This is a genomic window from Kitasatospora misakiensis, assembly GCF_042656005.1.
GTDB lineage: Bacteria > Actinomycetota > Actinomycetes > Streptomycetales > Streptomycetaceae > Kitasatospora > Kitasatospora misakiensis.
In genome coordinates, this window is sequence record NZ_JBHSOF010000006.1 from 122,437 (window position 1) to 138,013 (window position 15,577).

13 protein-coding genes and 1 pseudogene are annotated in these 15,577 nt (G+C 74.3%); 8 read left to right on the forward strand and 6 right to left on the reverse strand.

All coding sequences use genetic code 11. The features are described 5' to 3' along the window. Positions 1-163 precede the first annotated feature (163 nt). Entirely contained in the window at positions 164-988 is an 825-nt protein-coding gene (gene fdhD, locus ACFP3U_RS07505; RefSeq protein WP_380224447.1) for a formate dehydrogenase accessory sulfurtransferase FdhD, read from the forward strand. A 25-nt stretch (positions 989-1,013) separates the two neighbouring features. Here the strand turns inward: fdhD and ACFP3U_RS07510 are convergent, their stop codons facing one another. After that, the gene (locus tag ACFP3U_RS07510; RefSeq protein ID WP_380224448.1) at positions 1,014-2,237 is read right to left on the reverse strand and encodes a macrolide family glycosyltransferase; all 1,224 of its coding nucleotides are present in this window, start codon (positions 2,235-2,237) and stop codon (positions 1,014-1,016) included. Between the two features lie 167 nt (positions 2,238-2,404). Between ACFP3U_RS07510 and ACFP3U_RS07515 the strand changes: the two genes are divergently transcribed. Then, entirely contained in the window at positions 2,405-3,019 is a 615-nt protein-coding gene (locus ACFP3U_RS07515; protein ID WP_380224449.1) for a TetR/AcrR family transcriptional regulator, read from the forward strand. Between the two features lie 31 nt (positions 3,020-3,050). Here ACFP3U_RS07515 and ACFP3U_RS07520 read toward each other — a convergent pair whose 3' ends face one another. The 4 genes and pseudogenes from ACFP3U_RS07520 to ACFP3U_RS07535 form a co-directional block, all read right to left on the reverse strand. Continuing rightward, positions 3,051-3,428 carry a hypothetical protein gene (locus tag ACFP3U_RS07520; RefSeq protein WP_380224450.1) on the reverse strand — a complete coding sequence of 126 codons (378 nt, stop codon included), beginning with the start codon at positions 3,426-3,428 and terminating at the stop codon, positions 3,051-3,053. Positions 3,429-4,220: 792 nt separating this feature from the next. Then, positions 4,221-5,378, reverse strand: a pseudogene (locus ACFP3U_RS07525) (GGDEF domain-containing protein); the annotation flags it as partial. Between the two features lie 493 nt (positions 5,379-5,871). Further along, the gene (locus ACFP3U_RS07530; protein WP_380224451.1) at positions 5,872-7,023 is read right to left on the reverse strand and encodes an adenylate/guanylate cyclase domain-containing protein; all 1,152 of its coding nucleotides are present in this window, start codon (positions 7,021-7,023) and stop codon (positions 5,872-5,874) included. 254 nt (positions 7,024-7,277) lie between these two features. Next, a complete protein-coding gene (locus ACFP3U_RS07535; RefSeq protein ID WP_380224452.1) occupies positions 7,278-8,177 on the reverse strand; it encodes a biotin--[acetyl-CoA-carboxylase] ligase in 900 nt (299 codons plus the stop codon). A 239-nt stretch (positions 8,178-8,416) separates the two neighbouring features. Between ACFP3U_RS07535 and ACFP3U_RS07540 the strand changes: the two genes are divergently transcribed. From ACFP3U_RS07540 to ACFP3U_RS07565, 6 genes are all read left to right on the forward strand, one after another. After that, complete coding sequence (locus tag ACFP3U_RS07540; protein ID WP_380224453.1) at positions 8,417-10,009, forward strand: acyl-CoA carboxylase subunit beta; 1,593 nt, start codon at positions 8,417-8,419, stop codon at positions 10,007-10,009. Between the two features lie 35 nt (positions 10,010-10,044). Beyond that, positions 10,045-10,266 carry an acyl-CoA carboxylase subunit epsilon gene (locus ACFP3U_RS07545; RefSeq protein WP_380224454.1) on the forward strand — a complete coding sequence of 74 codons (222 nt, stop codon included), beginning with the start codon at positions 10,045-10,047 and terminating at the stop codon, positions 10,264-10,266. Between the two features lie 296 nt (positions 10,267-10,562). Next, complete coding sequence (mmpB, locus tag ACFP3U_RS07550; RefSeq protein WP_380224455.1) at positions 10,563-10,688, forward strand: morphogenic membrane protein MmpB; 126 nt, start codon at positions 10,563-10,565, stop codon at positions 10,686-10,688. 46 nt (positions 10,689-10,734) lie between these two features. Further along, positions 10,735-11,334, forward strand: coding sequence for a nucleoside triphosphate pyrophosphatase (locus ACFP3U_RS07555; RefSeq protein WP_380224456.1), 600 nt, complete (start codon positions 10,735-10,737; stop codon positions 11,332-11,334). A 186-nt stretch (positions 11,335-11,520) separates the two neighbouring features. Continuing rightward, the gene (locus ACFP3U_RS07560; RefSeq protein WP_380224457.1) at positions 11,521-12,336 is read left to right on the forward strand and encodes a hypothetical protein; all 816 of its coding nucleotides are present in this window, start codon (positions 11,521-11,523) and stop codon (positions 12,334-12,336) included. Positions 12,337-12,578: 242 nt separating this feature from the next. Further along, the gene (locus tag ACFP3U_RS07565; protein ID WP_380224458.1) at positions 12,579-14,351 is read left to right on the forward strand and encodes an acetyl/propionyl/methylcrotonyl-CoA carboxylase subunit alpha; all 1,773 of its coding nucleotides are present in this window, start codon (positions 12,579-12,581) and stop codon (positions 14,349-14,351) included. A 150-nt stretch (positions 14,352-14,501) separates the two neighbouring features. Here ACFP3U_RS07565 and ACFP3U_RS07570 read toward each other — a convergent pair whose 3' ends face one another. Beyond that, positions 14,502-15,470 carry a DeoR/GlpR family DNA-binding transcription regulator gene (locus ACFP3U_RS07570; protein ID WP_380224549.1) on the reverse strand — a complete coding sequence of 323 codons (969 nt, stop codon included), beginning with the start codon at positions 15,468-15,470 and terminating at the stop codon, positions 14,502-14,504. Between the last annotated feature and the right edge of the window lie 107 nt (positions 15,471-15,577).

Below are 15,577 nucleotides of genomic sequence, written 5' to 3' on the forward strand. Positions count from 1 at the left end.
TGACAACCACCTCGGCCCTGCGGAAACCCCGGCACCGGACGGCCGGCCACCGGGCCCGCACGACCGGTCACCAGGATTTTCGGATACCCCGCCCGGTGCCGCACGCTGTGGGGAGGCGAACGGCGCAACGCCGGACGCGGCGGACGGAGAGGCGGACGGGACGATGACGCGGGCGACGGCACGGCGGCGGGTGCTCCGGCTGCGCGGGGACGGGCGGAGCGCCCGGCCGGACGCGCTGGCGGCCGAGGAGCCGCTGGAGATCCGGCTCGGCGGCGAACCGCTCACCGTCACCATGCGCACCCCCGGCCAGGACTTCGACCTGGTGGCCGGCTTCCTGGTGGGCGAGGGCCTGGTCCGCGCGGGCGAGGACCTCGCGGCGCTGCGCTACTGCGCCGGCACCGACGAGAACGGCGCCAACACCTACAACGTGGTGGACGCGACGCTGCGCGACACCGGCCGCCCCCGGCCGCTCTCCGCCCACCGCAACCTGCTCACCACCAGCGCCTGCGGGCTGTGCGGCCGGGACACCGTGGAGGCCGTCCGCACCCACGTCCACCACCCAGTCGGCGAGGACCCGCTGGCCGTCCCGCCCGCGCTGCTCTACGCGCTGCCGGACCGGCTGCGCGCCGCCCAGCGCACCTTCGACTCCACCGGCGGCCTGCACGCGGCCGGCCTGTTCGACGGCCGGACCGGCGAACTGCTCTGCGCCCGCGAGGACGTCGGCCGGCACAACGCGGTGGACAAGGTGGTCGGCTGGGCGCTGCGCGAGGGCCGGCTGCCGCTGACCGGCCAGATCCTGCTGGTCAGCGGCCGGGCCTCGTTCGAACTGACCCAGAAGGCGGCGCTGGCCGGCGCGCCGCTGCTGGCCGCCGTCTCGGCGCCGTCCTCGCTCGCCGTGGACCTCGCCGAGGAGTTGGGCCTGACCCTGGTCGGCTTCCTGCGCGGGGAGGGGGCCAACGTCTACACCCGCCCCGACCGGATCGCCTGAACCCGCTTGGCCGGCGCCCCGCGGGTCACCCCAGCGCCGCCTCGATCAGGCCGGCCGCGCGCGCCGTACCGCCCTCGGCCCGGACCGCGGCCCGCTCGGCGGCGAGCCGCTCGGCCACCGCCGGGTCGCCGGTCAGCTCCAGCAGCGCGGCGCGCAGCGCCCCCGCCGTCGCGTCCTCGGTGTCCAGCCGCCGGGCCACGCCGAGCGCCACCAGCGAGTCCGCGTTGGCGAACTGGTCGACGGCCTGCGGCACCGCGATCATCGGCACGCCGTGGAACAGCCCCTCGCTCGCGCCGCCGGTGCCGGCGTGGGTGACGAAGGCGTCGGCCTGCGCCAGTACGTCGAACTGCGGCACCCAGCGGTGCACCTCGACGTTGGCCGGCACCTCGCCCAGCGCGGCCTGGTCGGTGTGCTTGCCGATCTGCAGCACGACGTGCCAGCCGGGCAGGCCCCCGAAGGCCGCCAGGCACTCCCGGTAGAAGGCCGGCCGGTCGGTGAAGGCCGAGCCGAGCGAGACCAGCAGCACCTTGTCCGTCCCGGCGGGCCGCTGCCAGCCGCCCTGGTGCGAGCGGTCGCCGAAGCACTGGCCGACGAAGGTGATCCGGCCGGTGTCGACCCGGTCCACGTGGGGTTGCAGGGCCCGCGGGATCAGCGCGAGCGCCCGGTCCGGGCGGTTCTTGAACCGCTCGACGTCCCGAACGACGTCCCGCTCGACGTCCCGCTCGACGTCCCGGACGACGGCGCCGGTGGCGGCCAGCCAGTCGCCGAACCGCCGGTAGTGCTCGGGGCCGCCGGGGCCGGTGCGGAGCGCCTCGAACACCGGGGCGAGGTCCTCCTCGATCCCCTCCCAGCCGACCATGGTGGGCGACAGCTGGACCACCGGCACGCCGTGGCCCTCGGCCACCGCCCGGGCGGCGAAGGCGCCGATGTCGTGGAGCACCAGCTCGGGCCGGTCCTCGGCGAAGAGCTTCTCCAGCACCGGGGTCATCGCGAGGGCGTCGTCGAGGAAGACGTCCTGGACGGCGACCGGGTCCTCCGGCCACCCCGCGGGGTCGCCGTCGAGCGGCAGCGCCGTCGGGTACGGGACGGGCGTGGCGCCGGTGGAGGCGACGGGCTCGGCGAAGGAGGGGGCGTTGACGTAGCTCACCCGGTGGCCCCGGGCGACGAGCTCGGCGATCACGGCGAGGCTCGGGTTGACGTGGCCGTGGGCCGGAATGGAAGCCATGACGATGTGGGCGGAGCGGGTCATCCCGAAGGTCCTCTCGCGATGCGGTGTCGCCGCGGTGTCACCGCGGTACGGCTCGGTGCGGCTCGGCGGCATGAGACGAGACGGTTCGTCTCGTCGATGCCCTCAAGAATGCCGCCGCCCCGTCCGCCCTGTCAAGACGATACGGACCGTCTCGCCATCTCGATAGAATGGCTCCCGTGACCAGACAGAGCGCCCCCGACCCGAACCGCCGCAACGAACAGAGCCGTGCGGCGATCCTCACCGCCGCCGCCGAGCTCGTCGCCGAACTCGGCTTCGCCAAACTGACCATCGAGAAGATCGCCGCCCGCGCCGGCGTCGGCAAGCAGACCATCTACCGCTGGTGGCCCTCGAAGGGCGCCGTCGTCTTCGACGCCTTCCTCGCCGCCAACGAGAACGCCTCCGGCAGCCTCGCCCTGCCCGACACCGGCGACCTCGGCGAGGACCTGCGGACCCTCCTGCGGCTCACCGCCCTGGAACTCGCCGACCCCGCCTTCGACCGGACCGGACGCGCCCTCACCGCCGAGGTGCTCACCGACCCCGCCCTGCTGGCCGAGTACCGCGAACGCCTCCTCGACCCCCTGCTGGCCGTCACCCGCGACCGCCTGCGGTCCGCCCGCGAGGCCGGACAGCTCCGCGCCGACGCGGACCTCGACCTCGCCGTCGAACTCCTCTACGGCCCGCTCCACTACCGCTGGCTGCACCGCCTCGGCCCGCTCGACGCCGGCTACGCGGACCAGGTGGTGGCGGCCGTCCTCGGCGCGCTCGGCCCCGCCGGCGACTGAGCGCGCCCCGGCCTGCCCGCCCCGGGCCGGCTCAGGAGCGGTTGCGGCGGCGCAGCATCAGCACCACGACGACGATCACCGCGACCACCACCAGCACCACGACGACGCCGATCAGCAGACCGATGAACTTGCCGAGGCCCTTCTTCTTCTTTTTCTTGGACTTGTCCTTGGACGCGGTCTTCGACCTGTCCTTGGAGCCGGCCAGCCGCGTGGTGTCGTGGTGGTCCGCCGTCACCCCGGCCCGGGCGGCGGCCTGACCGTCCGACACCTGCGGGGCCGCGCCGCCGGCCGCGGCCACCGTGGTCACCACCGCCGTCCCCGACCCGACCGGCGCCGCCGAGGCCGCCGGCGCGGCGGCCAGCGCCGTCCCGCCGAACGCGAGCACTCCGGAGAGAAGCAGGCCCGTCAACCGAGCGCGCACGTCCATCAACCCCCGTCATCGATCCGGCAGGGCCCCGACGGCCCGCCGACCGCCGACACCATCCCACGGCCGCCCCGCCGCGCCCACCCCCGCGACCGGACCGCGACCCGCTCGGAACCGACCGGTCACCGAAGCGCCACACTCCACCCGCGCCCGTGACCCGGCCACCGCCGGCCCGGCGGCCCTCCGCCCGATCCGCGCCGGCCCCCGGGGTCAGCTCTCGGGCGGGGAGGCGGGGCCGGCGAGGGCGACCGCGACCAGCGCCCGCAGAGCGGAGGCGACCTGGCCCAGCGGGAGCGTGGCGTCGTCGGCGAAGAGTTCCAGGAGCCAGCCGCCCGCCGCGTTCTGGCCGCCGGCCGCGACCATGCCGCGGTAGCCGGAGACCACCAGCATGGCCTCCTCCGCCGGGTCGTTGCCCGCCGCGCCCGCGCGCAGCGCGAAGGCGCCACCGCGCACGGCGGTCCGGGTCAGCGGGTAGTGGCGCAGGTCGAAGACGGCGTCCGGGGCCTCGATCTGGGCCCGCTGGGTCTCCGCCCGGGTGCTGCTCGGCCCGCTGGTCATCCGGTAGACGGCGTGCCGCGCGGTGCGCATCAGCTGCGAGCCGGGCGGCACGTAGGAGATCCACCAGCCGACCGCGTCCAGCAGCCGGGCCGAGGTCTCGGCGACGATCGCGAGCTTGCCGATGGTGTCGGCCGGGTGGACGCCGCGCACGGTGCCCTGCCGGTCGAGGGCGGCGAGCACCGCCGTGAGCAGCTGACCGGGGTCGGCGCTGTGCGCCGCGCCGCGGAACCGCCGCCGGTCACCCGTCCCGGTCCGGCCGCCGGAGCGGGGGCGGCCGTCGGCGCGGTGGTGCGGGTCAGCGGTGTCCGCGAGCAGCACCGTCGGGTCGGGGGCGAAGCCGGGGCCGTGGCTGCGGCCGGCGACCACCGGGTGCGCGGCACGGGCGGCCTTGGCCCGGTACTGGGCGGCGTCCGCGAGCCGGAAGAGCCGGTCGGGGGTGGTCACCGGGCCGATCGAGTCGCCGGTGGAGGCGACCCCGCAGGCGACGCCCTCGCCCTCGGCCAGGGCCAGCGCCCGCGCGCACAGCTCCTCGGCGACGGCGACCACCTCGTCCGCCTTCTGGCCCTCGACGAGCAGGCAGAACTCGTCGCCGCCGAGCCGGGCCGCGAGACTCCCGGGGAGCTTCGCGGCGGCCAGCGACAGCTGGTGGGCGAACCGCTCCAGCAGCCGGTCGCCCATCTCGTGGCCGAGCTGGTCGTTGACCCGCTTGAGGCCGTTGACGTCGCAGACCACCAGGGACACCACGGTGTTGTCCCGGTTGTGCGCGGCCAGCGCGCTCTCCAGCCGGGCGTCCACCGCGCGGCGGTTGGCGAGGCCGGTGAGCGGGTCGGAGAAGGCGAGCTTGCGCAGGTCGGCGAGGCGCTCGGTCTGGGCGAGGCCCGCCGAGATCTGGGCCGCGAGCAGGGTCGCGTAGTCGGCGTCGGCCTCGGTGAACTCGGACATCCCGGCGGTCCGGGCCAGGTAGAGCTCGCCCCAGGCCTGCCCGTGCAGCACGATCGGCGCGACCACGCAGCAGGCCCGACCCCGCCGGCGCAGCGCCGCGGCGCGTTCCTGGCAGTACGCGCCGGCGGTCGGGTGGGTGTGCCCGGCGTGCGGCTGGCTGTTGTCCGCGGTCTGCACCCAGGCGCGCGGCAGCCGGCCGGTGCTCCAGCGCTCCTCCAGGTACGTGACGATCTCGGGGAAGTCGGCGACCGGGTAGGACTCGTTCTCGGGCAGCTCCTCCTCGCCCGGGGAGAGCGCGCCGTGGTTGACCAGGACCCGCAGCCGGCCGGACTCGCGATCCCAGACCGAGACGGCGGCCATGGTGGCGCCGAGCGCCTCGGTGGCCCGGGCGGCGGCGGCCCGGACGGCCTCCAGCGGGGTGAGCGCCCCGGCCATGTCCTGGGCGAGTTCGACCACGGCCGTCAGCCGCGCGTCGGTGGTCGGACCGCCGACGGGGACGGGCCCGACCCCGTCGGCGGGGGCGGGGGCCGCCGGCTGCCGCGTCCGGTCGCCGGCGCGGTCGCGGTCCGTCATGATCGCCTCGCTGCTCACCGGCTCGCCTCGCTCCCTGTCCTCGGTCCTGCTGGCGGTCCCGGACGCACCGGCACCCGCGTGCGGCGGAGGTGCCCGCGCGGCCACCGACGGTCCCGGAAGTCCCTACCCGTCCGACGACGGTTACCCGCCCGACGGTTCGGCATGCCGACCGGTCGTACCGGAGCGCCCGCACCGGAGCGCCTGCACCAAGACTATGGCGGTTTCGTTCGGTTATGCCCCGTTTTCGGGCCCGGATCCGCAAGACCGTACGATCTTCAACCATTCGGCTTGTCGCAGCGCGGCGCCCTCGTGCGGCCCACGCACGGCCCTCGTGCGGCACTCGCGCGGGCGCGGGCTACTCGCCGCGCATCCGCCGGGAGAGCAGCCACGGCTCGACCAGCCCGAGCCCCCGCACCGGGCGGCGCCACATCGGCTGCAGGTTGAACCGGTGCCCGGCGTCCGTCCCCTGGGCCGACAGGCCGGAGGGCGGCATCCCGGCCGCCACCGACAGGGCGTCCGCCAGCCCGGAGCCGTCCTCGCCGGCCGGCGCGACACTGCCGTTCTGCTCCAGCGCGGCGGCGAACTCGCCGTCGATCAGCACCGCGTCCTTGGGCGCGATCGAGGTGAGCCGGCTGGCCAGGTTCACCGTCGTGCCGAACACGTCGCCCATCCGCGAGGTGACCGTGCCGAAGGCCATGCCGACCCGCAGCGCGGGGATGGTGTCGTCCTCGGCCAGCGCCTCGATCAGGCTGAGCGCGATCCCGGCGGCGGTCACCGGGTCCTCGGAGACGAAGAGGATCTCGTCGCCGAGCGTCTTGATCACCCGGCCGCCCTGGCCGGCGATCAGATCGGAACAGGTGTTCTCGAAGGTCTCGACCAGCTCGCCGAGCTCCTCCTCCTCCAGCCGCCGGGACAGCCGGGTGAAGCCGACCAGGTCGGCGAAGCCCACCGCGAGCCGGCCGCTGGTGATCTCGTTGTCCTCGGCGGCCTGCACCACCCGGCCGGTGACGGCGGCCAGCTGCCGCCGCCACACGTACACCAGGAACTGCTCCAGCTCCGGCAGCAGCAGCTCGACCAGCGGGTACGCGACGTCCGCCCGGGTGAGACCGGGCTCGACGGACTGGGTGAGGTTCTCCAGGAAGGTGTCCATCTGCCAGCCCGCGAGCCGGGCCGTGGTCTGCCCGGTGGAGCGCGCCACCTGGATCGCCATCGACTCGCTCAGCAGGCCCGACTCGACCAGACCGGCGAGCCGGCGCAGCGCGATCACGTCCCCGTCGGTCAGCGCCCGGGACTGGCCGATGTCGGGGAAGCCCATCGCCCGCCAGAAGCGGGTGGCCAGCTCCATCGGGACGTCGGCGGCCCGGGCGGCCTGGTACGGGGTGTAACGGCGTGGCGCGTCCAGGATCAGGCGTTCGAGGTCGAGGGCGACGGTCTGGTCGTCGGAGCCCGCCGGGCCCTCGCTGCCGTCGGCACCGTAGCCGCCGCCGTTGCTGCCGTCCTCTGCCACCGGTCCGTCCCCGTGCGGTCGCCGCACTCGCCTCGTGTCCTGCCTGTCCCGGGCGGGCGCGCCCGCCACCCGGCGGGCAGTGGCGCGCCTCACACTGCTGCCAGGTGGAATGTTCGCACGGAATCGCGCGATCCGGGGCATCAGCCCGGGTCAAGGGGAGGTAAGGGGAGGCATGACGACCCGCCCGGCACACGGCCGGGGACGCGCCCCGCGCACGCACCGCGCGCCCGGCGCGCCTAACCCGCCCAACCCGCCTAACCCGCCTGGCGCGGCTCCGGGCGCACGTGGACGACGTCCCCCGCGCCGACCGCCTGGCGGCCGCCGTCCGGGGTGCGGACCACCAGCCGACCGTCCCCGTCCACGGCCACCGCCTCGCCGCGCAGTTCGCGGTCGCCGGGCAGCAGCACCTTCACCGGCCGCCCCAGCGTGGTGCAGCGCTGCGCGTACGCGCGCAGCAGGCCGCTGCTGTGCGGGTCGCCGGCGGCGGCCGTCCACTCCCCGTACAGCTCGGCGAACTCGCGCAGCAGGGCGCGCAGCAGGGTGGTCCGGTCGGTGACGGCGGCGCCGGCCAGGGCGAGCGAGGCGGCGGTGGGGACGGGCAGCTCGGCGGCGCGCAGCGAGACGTTGAGGCCGAGGCCGGCGACCACCGCGCCGCCGCTCAGCTCGGTCAGGATGCCGCCGATCTTGCGCTCCTCACCGTCGATCTCCACCTGGAGGTCATTGGGCCACTTCAGGCCGACCTCGACCTCGGCGACCCGGCTCAGGGTGCTCGCCGCGGCGACGCCCACCAGGATCGGCAACCAGCCGTACCGCTCGACGGGTACCTCGTCCGGGCGAAGCAGGAGGGAGAGGAAGAGGCCGGAGCGCGCGGGCGCGGTCCACTGCCGTTCGAGCCGGCCGCGGCCGGAGTTCTGCTCCTCGGCGACCAGCACCGCGCCCTGCGGGGCGCCCGCCCCGGCCCGGGCGGCCAGGTCGGTGTTGGTGGAGCCGGTCTCCTCGACGACGTCCAGCGAGGTCCAGAGCCCGCCGGGGCGCACCAGGTCCCGGCGGAGCGTGGCGGCGTCCAGCGGCGGGCGGTCCAGGTCGGTCCACGGCGACGGCCCGCTGTGGCCGAGGCCGCGCAGTCCACTGCGGCGGGGGGTGTCGGAGGTCATGCGGCCCACCCTAGGGTCCCTGGGAGGCCGTAGGCCGCCCCATCGTCCCCCAGAACGCGCGGTGACGACACTGTGGCGCTGACCATAACGGCCGGACATTACGTGGGCCCTCCGTGCTGGCTACGCTACCCAACGGTAGTTCGTTGTGCCGCCCTGCATCCCTCGTCCGCGCCGCCCCCACCCGGCCCGCGCGCCCCCGAAAACAGGTCGCGGCCCATGGATCAGGGAGAGCCACCGGAATGACCGAGGCGCCGTACGACCCGCACACCACCGCCGGCAAGCTCGCCGACCTCCGGCGCAGGATCGACGAGGCGGTGCACTCCGGCTCCGCGAAGGCGGTGGAGAAGCAGCACGCCAAGGGCAAGCTGACGGCCCGCGAGCGGGTCGCGGAGCTGCTGGACGAGGACTCCTTCGTCGAGTTCGACGAGTTCGCCCGGCACCGCTCGACCAACTTCGGCCAGGAGAAGAACCGGCCGTACGGCGACGGCGTGGTCACCGGCTACGGCACCGTCGACGGCCGTCAGGTGGCGGTGTTCGCCCAGGACTTCACGGTCTTCGGCGGCTCGCTCGGCGAGGTCTTCGGCGAGAAGATCGTCAAGGTCATGGACTTCGCGCTGAAGACCGGCTGCCCGGTCATCGGCATCAACGACTCCGGCGGCGCCCGGATCCAGGAGGGCGTGGTCTCGCTCGGCCTGTACGGCGAGATCTTCCGCCGCAACGTGCACGCCTCCGGGGTGATCCCGCAGATCTCGCTGATCATGGGCCCCTGCGCGGGCGGCGCGGTCTACTCCCCCGCGATCACCGACTTCGTGGTGATGGCCGACCAGACCTCGCACATGTTCATCACCGGCCCCGACGTGATCAAGACCGTCACCGGCGAGGACGTCGGCATGGAGGAGCTGGGCGGCGCGCGCACCCACAACACCAAGTCCGGCAACGCGCACTACCTGGCCACGGACGAGAAGGAGGCGGTCGAGTACGTCAAGAGCCTGCTCTCGTACCTGCCCTCCAACAACCTCTCCGACCCGCCGGCCTTCCCGGAGGAGGCGGACCTGTCCGTCACCGACGAGGACCTCGAACTCGACACCCTGGTGCCCGACTCGGCCAACCAGCCGTACGACATGCACAAGGTGATCGAGCACGTCCTCGACGACGGCGAGTTCCTGGAGACCCAGCCGCTGTACGCCGGCAACATCATCACCGGCTTCGGGCGGGTCGAGGGCCACCCGGTCGGCATCGTCGGCAACCAGCCGATGGACCTGGCCGGCTGCCTGGACATCGCCGCCAGCGAGAAGGCCGCGCGGTTCATCCGCACCTGCGACTCGTTCAACATCCCGGTCATCACCTTCGTCGACGTGCCCGGCTTCCTGCCCGGCACCGAGCAGGAGTGGGACGGCATCATCCGCCGCGGCGCCAAGCTGATCTACGCCTACGCCGAGGCGACCGTGCCGCTGATCACCGTCATCACCCGCAAGGCCTTCGGCGGCGCGTACGACGTCATGGGCTCCAAGCACCTGGGCGCCGACCTCAACCTGGCCTGGCCGACCGCGCAGATCGCCGTGATGGGCGCGCAGGGCGCGGCCAACATCGTCTACCGCCGCGAGCTGGCCGAGGCGGCCGCGGCCGGCGAGGACGTCGACGCCCGCCGGGCCGAGCTGGTCGCCGAGTACGAGGACACCCTGCTCAACCCGTACCTGGCCGCCGAGCGCGGCTACGTGGACGCGGTCATCGCCCCGAGCGAGACCCGCCGGCACATCGTGCGCGGTCTGCGCGCGCTGCGCGGCAAGCGCGAGGTGCTGCCGCCGAAGAAGCACGGCAACATCCCGCTGTAGTGGCTCCGAGCAGGAGGATCGCGAGAGGATTGAGCATGGCCCCGATCCACGTGCTGCACGGGCAGCCGACCCCCGAGGAGCTGGCCACCGTCCTGGCGGTGGTCCAGAGCCGGGCCGCCGCCGCGCAGGCCGCCGCCGAGGCGGCCCGTCGCGCGGGCGCCGGCCCGGACTCCGCCTGGAACGACCGCGCGCGCCGGCTGCGCGCGACCCCGCGCCCCGGCGTCAACACCTGGCGCACCTCCGGCTGGGCCGGCTAGGCACCACCGCGGTTCGACGCTCGACGCTCGATGTTCGACCTTCGACGGCCGCTCGGCACTGCGCGCAGTGCCGAGCGGCCGTTTTCGTGCACTTTGCAAAGTCCGTACTTTGCAAAGTGCACGAAGGGCACGGAAGAGCGCATACCAGCAGCCAGCACACCGGTACCCTGCGCCGCACTTTGCAAAGTGTGCACTTTGCAAAGTGCGGCGAGCACCTCGGCGGAAGCCCGGATCGCCCCGGAAGCTGAGTACGGATACTCAGGCGCCCCACCGGCCCGGGAGCGCAGGCTGGAGTGATGCTCTGGTCAGACCCCCGCGACGAGCCCTCCCCGGAAGCCCGGCGTATGCAGCGCCGGCTGCACCGGGCCGGCCATGTGCTCGCCGTACTCGCCCTGGTGATCGCCGTTCTGCTGATGATCTGACGATCACCGGGCAACCGCGCCGGGACGGCCCTCTACCCTGGTGGGCATGACCGACCGTCGCCCCCTCGTTCTCGCCTCCGCCTCCCCCGCCCGGCTCGGGCTGCTGCGCCAGGCGGGGCTCGACCCCCGTGTGGTGGTCAGCGGCGTCGACGAGGACGCCCTCACCGCCGCCACCCCCGCCGAACTCGCGCTCGTACTCGCCGAGGCCAAGGCCAAGGCCGTCGCCGTCACCCTCACCGAGGGCGAGCTGGTCATCGGCTGCGACTCGGTGCTGGAGCTGGACGGCCAGGCGCTCGGCAAGCCCGCCGACGAGGCCGAGGCACTGGCCCGCTGGCAGGCGATGCGCGGCCGGGCCGGCGTGCTGCGCACCGGGCACTGCGTGATCGACACCGTGACCGGCCGGCAGGCCTCCGCCACCGCCTCCACCACCGTCCGCTTCGGCTCCCCGGACGACGCCGAGGTCGCCGCGTACATCGCCACCGGCGAACCGCTGCACGTGGCCGGCGCGTTCACCCTGGACGGCCGCTCGGCCCCCTTCATCGAGGGCATCGACGGCGACCCGGGCAACGTCATCGGACTCTCGCTGCCGCTGCTGCGCGGACTGCTCGCCGAACTGGACGTGCGGATCACCGACCTCTGGGTCTGATGGGTCTGATCGCGGCGGGCGACGCCGGTGCACCTCAGGCCCTCCGGCGCCCCCGAGGCGTCGCCCACGCGCCAAAGACCGGCACAATTGTCGCCATCCGCCCCACCGACAATCCGATGTGATGCACGCTGGAACAGCGCCCGGCGGGCGTCGACGCTCCACAACGACGGGGGAGATGGCGAGCGGATGACCGAGAGTCTGCTCAACGTCCTGCTGGGCCTGGTGGCCAGCGCGATCAGTGCCGTCCTCGGCTGGCTCGGTCAGAGCCTGCGCCGAAGACGGCGGCTGGAACGGACCAGGGCCTTCCTCGGCCTGCCGGCCGGCAGCGAGTGCCTGATCGTGGTGAACCGCAGCATCGGCACCGGCGCGCACGCCCGGACGGTCACCCGGCGCGACGCCTACGCGCTGATGGAACTGGCCGCCCTGGTGAAGGAGTGCGGCGCGCACACCGACCTGGTGGCGCACGACGCCGCGCCGCGCAGCCTCGGCGCCAAGACCGAGCTGTGCTTCGGCGGCCCGGTCTCCAACGAACGGATGGCGGCCCATCTGGCCTGGGGCCTGCCCGGGGTGACGATCTCCAGCGACCGCGCGGCGCCGGACAACACCATCACCGTCGGCGGCCGCTCGTACGCCGCCGAGCTGGACGCCGGGGTGTACGTCCTGCTCGCCCGGCTGGCCACCCCCGAGGGCGGCCGCCCGGTCTTCCTGATCTCCGGCCAGACCGGTGTCGCCAACCACGCCGGCGTCCGCCACCTGGTCGCCCACCACCGCCGGCTGGCCCGCCGGTACGGCACGGACGGCACCTTCGCCCTGCTGCTCAAGGTGGTCAACCCGGCCGCCTACGGCCCGGACGTCGTCGAGCAGCTCGCCGATGTCACCGCCGCGGCCCTGGAGCGCCCGCCCGGCCCGCCCGGCCCGCCGACCCCGCCAGGTGCCCCCGGTGCCGCGCGGACGCCCCTTCAGGCGACCGCTTCGGCCCCCGCGTCCGCCCCCACCTCTTGAACACCGCTCACGCGACGCTTGGGTGCGGCCAAGCCCACCGCGTCGCCACGCCGCCCGGTTACCGAGCGCAATCGCCGCACCACCCGGACCGCACCTCCCACCACCTGCGCAGACTCCCGTCGGGCCGCCCACCGCCCGTCCGGGCGCATCACCCTCCGTGTGGGATAGTTCACAACCTGGGGCTACTCGCCGGTACTGCCCAGGAATCCATAAACTCAACGAGGTTCAAGAAGGGAGCCACAGTGCGCAAGGTGCTCATCGCCAACCGCGGGGAAATCGCCGTCCGCGTCGCCCGGGCCTGCTCGGACGCCGGTATCGCCAGCGTCGCCGTCTACGCCGAGCCGGACCGGGATGCGCTGCACGTCCGCGCGGCCGACGAGGCTTACGCGCTGGGCGGCGACACCCCCGGCACCAGCTACCTGGACATCGCCAAGGTCCTCCAGGCCGCCGCCGACTCGGGTGCGGACGCCGTCCACCCCGGCTACGGATTCCTGTCGGAGAACGCCGACTTCGCCCAGGCCGTGCTCGACGCGGGCCTCACCTGGATCGGCCCGCCCCCGCAGGCCATCCGCGACCTCGGCGACAAGGTGACCGCCCGGCACGTGGCGCAGCGCGCCGGTGCCCCGCTGGTCGCCGGTACGCCGGACCCGGTCTCGGGCGCCGACGAGGTCGTCGCCTTCGCCCAGGAGCACGGCCTGCCGGTCGCCATCAAGGCGGCCTTCGGCGGCGGCGGACGCGGCCTGAAGGTCGCCCGCACGCTGGAGGAGGTCCCGGAGCTGTACGAGTCGGCGGTCCGTGAGGCGGTCGCCGCCTTCGGTCGCGGCGAGTGCTTCGTCGAGCGCTACCTGGACAACCCGCGGCACGTCGAGACCCAGTGCCTGGCCGACCAGCACGGCAACGTGGTGGTCGTCTCCACCCGTGACTGCTCGCTGCAGCGCCGGCACCAGAAGCTGGTCGAGGAGGCGCCCGCGCCGTTCCTGACGCCCGAGCAGAACGCCGAGCTGTACCGGGCGTCGAAGGCCATCCTCAAGGAGGCCGGCTACGTCGGTGCCGGCACCTGCGAGTTCCTGGTGGCGGTGGACGGCACGATCTCCTTCCTGGAGGTCAACACCCGTCTGCAGGTGGAGCACCCGGTCACCGAGGAGGTCACCGGGATCGACCTGGTCCGCGAGATGTTCCGGATCGCCGACGGCGAGGAGCTCGGCTACGGCGACCCGGAGGTGCGGGGTCACTCGTTCGAGTTCCGCATCAACGGCGAGGACCCGGGCCGCAACTTCCTGCCCGCGCCGGGCACGGTGACGCTGTTCGCGCCGCCGTCGGGCCCGGGTGTCCGGCTGGACTCGGGTGTGGAGACCGGCGCGGTCATCGGCCCGGCCTGGGACTCGCTGCTGGCCAAGCTGATCGTCTCCGGCCGTGACCGCAAGCAGGCGCTGGAGCGGGCGAGGCGCGCGCTGGCCGAGTTCAAGGTCGAGGGCATGGCGACCGCCATCCCGTTCCACCAGGCCGTCGTCACCGACCCGGCGTTCGCGCCCGAGGTGCACGGGAGCGAGGGGCCGTTCACGGTCTTCACGCGGTGGATCGAGACCGAGTTCGAGAACACCATCCCCGCGTTCGCCGGTGCGGCCGGCGAGGGCGAGGAGGCGGAGGGCCGGGAGACCGTGGTCGTCGAGGTCGGCGGCAAGCGGATCGAGGTCTCGCTGCCGTCCTCGCTGGGTGTCGCCGCGGCTCCGGCGGCCGGTGCGGGGGCCGCGAAGGCCAAGCGCCGGGTGGGTGCCAAGAAGGCCGGTTCGGCGGTCAGCGGTGACACGCTGGCCTCGCCGATGCAGGGCACCATCGTGAAGGTCGCGGTGGAGGAGGGTCAGGTCGTCGCCGAGGGCGAGCTGATCGTCGTCCTGGAGGCGATGAAGATGGAGCAGCCGCTGAACGCGCACAAGGCGGGCACGGTCGTCGGCCTCAAGGCCGAGGTGGGCGCGAGCGTCTCCAGCGGCGCGGCGCTCTGCGAGATCAAGGACTGAGTCGGGGCCCGACCGGGCACTGACGGGTCCGCCGCCGGTCCGTACACCCTCGGGTGTGCGGACCGGTCACGTTTTCGGCGGTAGTGCGGTGGCGCGGTGGTGCGGCACGCCGCGGTGGCGCGCCGGGGCGGCGGCCCCGCCGCGCGGGTCTCAGCGCCCGCGCGGCAGGCCGAGTTCGGCGAGCCTGACCGGGAGCGGCCCGCCCGGTCCGCCCGCCCCCCCGGGGCCGCCGTGCGCCCCCGGCCGCCGCTGGCCGGGCAGCGCGGCCGCCCCGGGCGGCGGCGCGGCGCGGCGGGCCATCGGGCCGGGCTGGGTCTGGTGGACGGGGCCGCTGCCGGTGCCGTGCACCGGGGTGTCCCCGTGCGGCGGGGCGCCGAGCGGGGCGAGGTCGATCTGCACCCCGCAGTCGGCGAGCGCGTCCAGTTCACGGGCGGTGGCGTCGTCCGCGGTGGCGTGCTCGTCGGTGACCAGCCGGGTGATGGTCTCGGTGGGGACGGTCTGGAACATGGTGTCCGCGCCGAGCTTGGTGTGGTCGGCGAGGATGATCACCTCGGCGGCCGACTGCACCAGCGCCCGGTCCACGCTCGCGGAGAGCATGTTCGTGGTCGAGAGGCCGCGCTCGGCGGTCAGCCCACTGCCCGAGACGAAGGCCTTGGTGACCCGCAGCCCGTGCAGCGACTGCTCGGCGCCGCTGCCGACCAGGGCGTAGTTGGAGCCGCGCAGGGTGCCGCCGGTCATCACCACCTCGACCCGGTTGGCGTGCGCCAACGCCTGGGCGACGAGCAGCGAGTTGGTGACCACCGTCAGCCCGGGCACCCGGGCGAGTCGGCGGGCCAGCTCCTGGGTGGTGGTGCCGGCGCCGACCACCACGGCGTCGCCCTCCTCCACCAGGCCGGCGGCGAGGTCGGCGATCGCGCTCTTCTCGACGGCGGACAGGTGGGTCTTCTGCGGGTAGCCGGGTTCGCGGCTGAAGCCGCCGGGGAGCACCGCGCCGCCGTGCCGGCGGTCGAGGAGCCCTTCTGCCTCCAGGGCCCGTACGTCGCGGCGCACGGTCACTTCGGAGGTCTGGACGACGCGGGCCAACTCCCGGAGCGAGACCGCTCCGTTGGCGCGCACCATTTCGAGGATCAACTGGCGACGTTCTGCTGCAAACACAGAACCGACGGTAACCTGCGTGACCGTCTGCTTTCAGGCGTTTGCTGCTAGTAGCGGGAATTGCTCACGCC

Excerpts from the sequence above, each read along its gene's own strand:
- fdhD (WP_380224447.1), top strand. The coding sequence starts at position 164 with ATGACGCGGGCGACGGCACGGCGGCGGGTGCTCCGGCTGCGCGGGGAC.
- ACFP3U_RS07510 (WP_380224448.1), bottom strand. The coding sequence starts at position 2,237 with ATGACCCGCTCCGCCCACATCGTCATGGCTTCCATTCCGGCCCACGGC.
- ACFP3U_RS07515 (WP_380224449.1), top strand. The coding sequence starts at position 2,405 with ATGGCTCCCGTGACCAGACAGAGCGCCCCCGACCCGAACCGCCGCAAC.
- ACFP3U_RS07535 (WP_380224452.1), bottom strand. The coding sequence starts at position 8,177 with ATGACCTCCGACACCCCCCGCCGCAGTGGACTGCGCGGCCTCGGCCAC.
- ACFP3U_RS07540 (WP_380224453.1), top strand. The coding sequence starts at position 8,417 with ATGACCGAGGCGCCGTACGACCCGCACACCACCGCCGGCAAGCTCGCC.
- ACFP3U_RS07545 (WP_380224454.1), top strand. The coding sequence starts at position 10,045 with ATGGCCCCGATCCACGTGCTGCACGGGCAGCCGACCCCCGAGGAGCTG.
- mmpB (WP_380224455.1), top strand. The coding sequence starts at position 10,563 with ATGCTCTGGTCAGACCCCCGCGACGAGCCCTCCCCGGAAGCCCGGCGT.
- ACFP3U_RS07555 (WP_380224456.1), top strand. The coding sequence starts at position 10,735 with ATGACCGACCGTCGCCCCCTCGTTCTCGCCTCCGCCTCCCCCGCCCGG.
- ACFP3U_RS07560 (WP_380224457.1), top strand. The coding sequence starts at position 11,521 with ATGACCGAGAGTCTGCTCAACGTCCTGCTGGGCCTGGTGGCCAGCGCG.
- ACFP3U_RS07570 (WP_380224549.1), bottom strand. The coding sequence starts at position 15,470 with ATGGTGCGCGCCAACGGAGCGGTCTCGCTCCGGGAGTTGGCCCGCGTC.